The organism is Protofrankia sp. CiT1, assembly GCF_917627335.1.
Lineage (GTDB): Bacteria > Actinomycetota > Actinomycetes > Frankiales > Frankiaceae > Protofrankia.
Genome location: NZ_CAKJTP010000201.1, coordinates 1 through 5,810, shown reverse-complemented (window position 1 = coordinate 5,810; position 5,810 = coordinate 1). Strand labels below are relative to the sequence as shown.

Below are 5,810 nucleotides of genomic sequence, written 5' to 3'. Positions count from 1 at the left end.
GCCATCGTCGGCAACGTCATGAACAGACCCGCCGTTCCGGCCGCGTCCCCCATCAACCGGGCCGCATGCAGGGCGGTCTCGGTCTTCCCCATCCCCATCGGCGCCATCACCAGCAACAGCCCCGGGCCGGACAGCAACGGCGGCAGGCCCTCGGCGACCGAGCGCTGCAGCGCGTTGGGCGGGTAGTCGGGGAACTCCTGCGCGAACGATCCGCCCTGCAACGCCAATCGTCCCAGGCCCGCGTCTGCGACCAGCTCAACGGCGTATTCCGCGGAACGCGTCCGGTGGCCGCACAACGCCGGCAGGTCCGCGTCGGCCGGGAGATCATCCAGGCGTTCCGAGAGGAAGTCCTCCTGGCTGACCAGCCAGTCAGCCAGGATCACCAGACCGCAGATCAGCGCCGCCGATTCGATCCCCACAGCTTTCGGTGCCGGCGGCGGAGCGAACACCCCCGTCACCGCGTCGAGCACAGCCCGCCGCTGGATCTCCCATTCCCCGGCGCCGAGCTGCGGAAATTCCAGGCGGCTGTCGAACTCCCGGGAGTCGACCTTGTAGAAACAGCCATGGTGGCCACCCAGGATCTGCGCGACCCGGGTTGCCGACGCGCCCCCGGTCAGGCCGGAAACGTAGCCCAGTTCGCCGAGCACGCGGCCCAGGAACAGATGCGTCGCCCCGTCATGGCCGAAGTCCCGACGCGCGCCGTCCGTCGAGTAACCCGACAGCCGCGCGAACGCCTCGCGGGCCTGCATCTGGAAGCCCGGTATGACCTTCCCGATGTCATGCAGCGCCGTCCAGAAGGCGAGCAGGCGGCCCGCGTCCGGGTCGGAGACGCCGAGCCCGTCGGCTATCACCTGCCTGGCCGAGCGCGGCAGCACGTCCCGCCACAGCACCTCGGTGGCCGCACCGGAATCGATCAGATGACAGATCAGCGGGTACGGCCGCGGTAGCCCCTTGCTTTTCCCCCACAACCGAAGATCCACCAGCGGCACGCCGTCGCGCCCAGAACCGTCCACATCGACCCCCCAACCGATCTCGACAGGGTAGACCATGCCACGACACCCGTAGCCGGCCCCTTACAGACATGCACCCCCGTGGTTGCCGACCCGGCGGGGATCCGATAACACCCTGCAGAGATGATCTTGTTTTAAGTTTTAGATCTTGTAGTGCGTCACGAACACCGGCAAAGAAACGCGCGGTAGCTTCAGACGAGGAATCCTGGACGGTGTCGCGCTGTGCGCGACACCGTCATATGTCCCTTACCGATTTCGTGCCACCTGGCGCCATTTTATCCACCCGATTTCGGTGCTCTGGGAAGCCCGCGATGACATGTCATCGCAGCCCACAGGGGCGTATTCGGAGCACCGCAGGACTGCTTCGGACCGCATGTTCAACCAACCATGAATATGCCGCGCCATGCGATACACACACCGTTGATCATCTGAGACCAAACTGCCCGCGTGCGCCTCCTCGGTGTCGACGATGAACTGCGTCGTCGCCAAGATCACAACAGCCACGGGTGCGGAGAAATCCCCCGTGAGGGCTGCCACTTTCAAGATCCGGTGCGGCTCCGTCAGATCCTGCTCTACATATACCGTGGCGCCTTGCGGGGCACTGCTGACCAGCGCTCGAGCGTGCACCAGCACCAGCGGGTCCCTGTCAACGTACTGGATGGCCCTATCTGGCGTAGAGCCCCGGGACTAGGCGCCCGGGACAAAATCCCCTAGCGTGTGATGAGGCGGCGCGCGAGGTCGATGTTTGCTTGGTCGAGAGCCTTGTCGATCGTGTCTTGTGGGATCGCGGCGACGCCCGCGTCGACGAGCATTTGTTGGACGGCGGGGTGGAGCGGTAGGTCCTCGGGCCGAGCCTGACGGGTGTCATTGACACCGTGGCCGGTGAAACCTCCTGGGATGACGCCGATATCGCGTGAGATGAAGCCGAACATGATGAGGTGGTAGCGCCCGCCCGGCCAGGTACCGCGGAGTTCGTAGACGCCAAGCGGGTCGATCTGGCGGACGATGCAGCCGGATTCCTCGTGGACTTCCCGCCGTGCGGCCTCGGCGAGGGACTCGCCAAACTCGACCTTCCCACCTGGTAGGAGCCAGCTCCCTGCGTAGGGTCCGCGGGCTTGGCGGATGAAGGTGACCGTGTCGCCGGGGCCGGGGACCACGGTGGTGACACCGGTGATGACCCGGTCGAATCCGGACATCAATACACTGTCCTTTCCCGCTGAAGACGGCTGTGGCTTGGCCTGGTACTCGCGATGGGTCGCCAGTCAGGGTTTGTGTCTGACGAGAACCGTATCGGGTGGGTCGGACGCACGCGGTGTCAGCCCGCCGGCAGGGCGCCAGTCGGGACAGCCGGGAGGAAAGGACTGCTCCTGGGTGGCGAGGCCTGGGTGGGCGGCGACGGCATCGCGGAGGAAAGACAGCTTGGAGTAGGAGCCTCGGTCGGTGGCGAGGCCCCGCTTGACGAAGAACGTCTCCAGCCAGTCGCCGAGCCTGTCCAGTTCGACGAGTACGGCCGGCTCGTCGGGTGGGAGGACTGTTCTGCTGCGCCGGTATTCGAGTTCGCATTGGACGAGGGCGAGGTCGGGTCGGGCAAGCAGGGTGACGCGATCGAAGAGGGCAGCGTAGAGGTGGCCGGAGGCGATGGATTCAAGGTTGACGTCGTAACGGACTCGGCGGAAAGGAGGCAACGGCCGGCAGGTCAGGCCGAGGACGCCGGAAAGGTAGTCAACGAATGGCGTGTCGATGGTGACGCCGTGGGTGTGGTGTTCGCCCCGATCATAACCGTCGACAGTATAAGTTTTTCGCTTGACGATGTATGTGCCGTCGGTGGTCGGGATGAAGGAGACATAGCCGCGCTCGCCTGGAGGTGCGACGGTTTCAAAAACGTGGTTGTGATAGTCCCACATTTGGAAGGTGTCTCGGTACTCGGGGACGAAACCGGGCGGCGGTGATTGTTGGAGGTGGGTGTGCAGGTCGGTCGCCGGAGTCCATATCTCGGTGGTGGGATCGAGGGTGTACTTGTATTCGATCTCGCGGCTAGGGAAGGCTTTCTGGAAGGCGGCGGCATGGCTGTTGAGGAACTGGGCGTGCTGCGCGTGGAGAGCGACCGCTTGGGGAAGCCAGCCGAGGCTGGTCACGGTACTGGCGACTGGGTCGGCGGTGGTCCGCAGGAAGCAGGCGTCGTCGGGGTGGAGTCGGACGCGGCTGTAGGTGTGGACACCGCGCGGGTGTTCCGTGAGACAGAATAGGGGGACCAGACGCTGCGCTGGAGCGTCGGACAGGTGCTGGTGGAGGCGGGTGACCGCGGGCGCGGGGCGCAGCGCCTGGTAGATGGGGCCGAGATCGTGTGGGGTCGCGGAAGCGCGGCGACTGTCGTCGGCGGTTCTGGCCTCAATGGTGGTAGCGGTCGTGTCGTCCCAGGTGAGGACGATTGTGTTGACCGGGTCTGCCGGGCTCCGTTCGTGGAGGCGGGCGAGAACGATGACGTCGTCCGCTGCCGGTGATCTGCCGGTCAGGAGGTGGTGTGGGCCGAGGCAGAGCACGATGGTGCCGCCCTCGACCCGTGCGGCCCGCAGGGCTGGCGGCTGGGGTGGCTGCCTGACGGGCGTGCTCATCGCGGGCTTGCCGTTTCGTGGGCCGCGGCGGTGGGGCGGTAGGTGATCCCGCCGCCGAGGAGGCCGTCTTCGAGGACTGTGCAGGTGATTTCCCGCTGGTCGCCATGGCGGTCGATGACGAGCTGGGTGATGGCGCGGGAGAACTGTTCGCAGCTTTGGGTGCCGAAATCGAGGAGCCGCCCGTCGCCGGCCTCACGGTGGGAGGTGGCGAGCGAGGTCCAGGCGTGGTTGAGCCAGCGGGCGAGGGTGTTGATTTCGATATCGCGGTCGTCGTGGAAGACTTGGACGCGGACGACGGCGACGAAGGTGTGCCGGTGCGGGTCGCGAAGGTAGTGCTCGTGCGGTGGCGCCTCGGGCCAGTGGTGTAGCCCTTCGCACCGGCTGGTGATCTCGACGAACGTCGTCGTGTGGGTAGGCACGGTCATCGCGGGGCCTCCACGGGTCGTCGGGTGCTGTGTCCGGCGGCGTCGAGGACGAGGCTGGCAAGCCGCTCGGCGTCGGTGAGTTGCTCGCCGGTGAGCTGGCGGTGGGTGAGGTCGGGTGGGGCGGATGCCTCCCGCGCTGCCCTGCCGGTCGTCTCGTCGACGGGTATGCCACTGGCGGCGTACCAGTAAGCGAAGGAGGAGTCGTTGGAGCGGACGGCCTCGTGGCCTCGCCGGCGGTGTTCCCGCAGTTCCCAGGGCAGGCTCCGGTCGCCGCCGAGCAGGTGTAGATACGGGCCGCCGCGGGCGGCGAGTTCAGCGACGCAGGCGAGACGGGCTTCGGCGACCGGCCGGCCCCAGCAGCGGGGTACGGACAGCTTGCTCAGCCCGATCAGGTCGATGCCGGGGAGCGCGGCGAGGGCGTCGTAGCTGGTCAGCCACTCGGCCCGTGTCGTGCCTTGGGGCACGGCCATGAACCGGCTGGGCTGGTAGCGCGCGTCGGCGGCCTCGGTGAGGAACCGGCTGGTGGCGGCGAGGGTGGCGGGACCGTCGTAGAGGACGTCCTGGCAGATCACGTCGCTTGCGCCGACCATTGCCGCGGCGGTCAGGACGTCGGTCGCGGGAAGTCCGCGCCCGCTGGTGGCGGCCAGTTCGTAGGCGCTGTTGTCGAGGATGACCTGTCCGCCGGCGGCGGAGCGGGCGGCGTGGTAAGCGGTGTAGGCAGGATCGGTCAGGACGAGGTGCGTGAGCGCCATGTCGATCGTGCCACGGCCGGATAACCGGGTCAGGATTCCGACACTGGCGATGATCGCTACGTCGATCACCGGGGGGCTCCGGCGGATTGCCTGGTGGCCTGGGTCGCGTGGGGGCAGTGGGGTCGCAGGAAGCAGGCGCCGCATCGCGGCGCGGCGGCGGTGCAGGTGGAGCGGCCGACGAGCAGGAACAGGAAGTGCGCGGGCGCGAGGTCGGGACCGTAGTCCAGCAGGCTGGCGATGATGGCGTTGCGGGTCGTCGTGGTGAGCCTGCCGTCGTGGCGGGCCAGGCCGAGGCGGTCTGCGACGCGGAACAGGTGGGTGTCGACCGGCAGGGTGGTGCGGGTGCCGGCCGCGAAGACGAGGACGCAGGCGGCGGTCTTGTGGGCGACGCCGGGCAAGGCTTCCAAGTAGGCCAGGGCCTGCTCGGTGGGTGCCTCGCGGACGGTCTTGTCGAACACGTCGGGCCCGTCGTCGAGGATGCGGCGGATGGTGTCGGCGAGTCGTGGCGCCTTGTAGGGGCCGGCGGAGCGGATGAGCCGCGTCAGCGTGTCCAGGTCGAGGCTCGCCAGCCGCGCCGGGGCGATGCCGCCGGCCGCGGCTGCGAGACCGGGAAAGACGGCGCGCACGGTCTCCCCGGAGCGGTTCTGCGACAGCACGGTGAGCACGAGCGCCTCGAACGGGTTGGCGCGCATCAGGATGACCCCGGCGTACTGCTGGCGTAGAGCGAGCAGGACGGGGTGGGTGCGAAGGGCAAGGTCGGCGACGATCGCCGGGAACATGGCCGGGAGCAGCCCACGCAGCGCCGCGTCGCGGGCCGGGTCGGTGTCGTAGGCGAAATGTAGAGCCTTGTCCCCTTCACGGACCTCGACGGGGACGGCGTGCCCGTCGACGTAGACGGTGCGGCTGTAGCCGGCGGTGGTCGGCTGCCAGGCCAGCGCCGGGATCTGGATGTCCATGGTCGCGGCCAGGTCGGGTTGGCGCGAGAGGCAGATGGTCAGGGCGGGTCGCACA

The 5,810-nt window shown here is 67.9% G+C and carries 6 protein-coding genes and 1 pseudogene; all 7 read right to left on the bottom strand.

Annotated features, from left to right (window positions below):
- Positions 1–1,049, bottom strand: a 1,049-nt coding sequence (locus tag MJ785_RS19795; RefSeq protein ID WP_239382211.1) for a CRISPR-associated endonuclease Cas3'', incomplete at its 3' end; no start/stop codon positions are given.
- 207 nt (positions 1,050–1,256) lie between these two features.
- A pseudogene (locus MJ785_RS19790) lies at positions 1,257–1,676 on the bottom strand (SAM-dependent methyltransferase); the annotation flags it as partial.
- Between the two features lie 44 nt (positions 1,677–1,720).
- On the bottom strand, positions 1,721–2,206 hold the full coding sequence (locus tag MJ785_RS19785) for an NUDIX hydrolase (protein ID WP_239382209.1): 486 nt from the start codon (positions 2,204–2,206) through the stop codon (positions 1,721–1,723).
- Between the two features lie 66 nt (positions 2,207–2,272).
- Positions 2,273–3,622 carry a hypothetical protein gene (locus MJ785_RS19780; RefSeq protein WP_239382207.1) on the bottom strand — a complete coding sequence of 450 codons (1,350 nt, stop codon included), beginning with the start codon at positions 3,620–3,622 and terminating at the stop codon, positions 2,273–2,275.
- Positions 3,619–4,047 (bottom strand): hypothetical protein, encoded by a 429-nt coding sequence (locus tag MJ785_RS19775; RefSeq protein ID WP_239382205.1) that lies wholly within the window; start codon positions 4,045–4,047, stop codon positions 3,619–3,621. The genes MJ785_RS19780 and MJ785_RS19775 overlap by 4 nt, the downstream gene beginning before the upstream one ends.
- Positions 4,044–4,868 (bottom strand): hypothetical protein, encoded by an 825-nt coding sequence (locus tag MJ785_RS19770; RefSeq protein WP_239382204.1) that lies wholly within the window; start codon positions 4,866–4,868, stop codon positions 4,044–4,046. The genes MJ785_RS19775 and MJ785_RS19770 overlap by 4 nt, the downstream gene beginning before the upstream one ends.
- On the bottom strand, positions 4,865–5,810 hold a 946-nt coding region (gene nth / locus MJ785_RS19765; RefSeq protein WP_239382202.1), incomplete at its 5' end, for an endonuclease III. The genes MJ785_RS19770 and nth, both read right to left, overlap by 4 nt.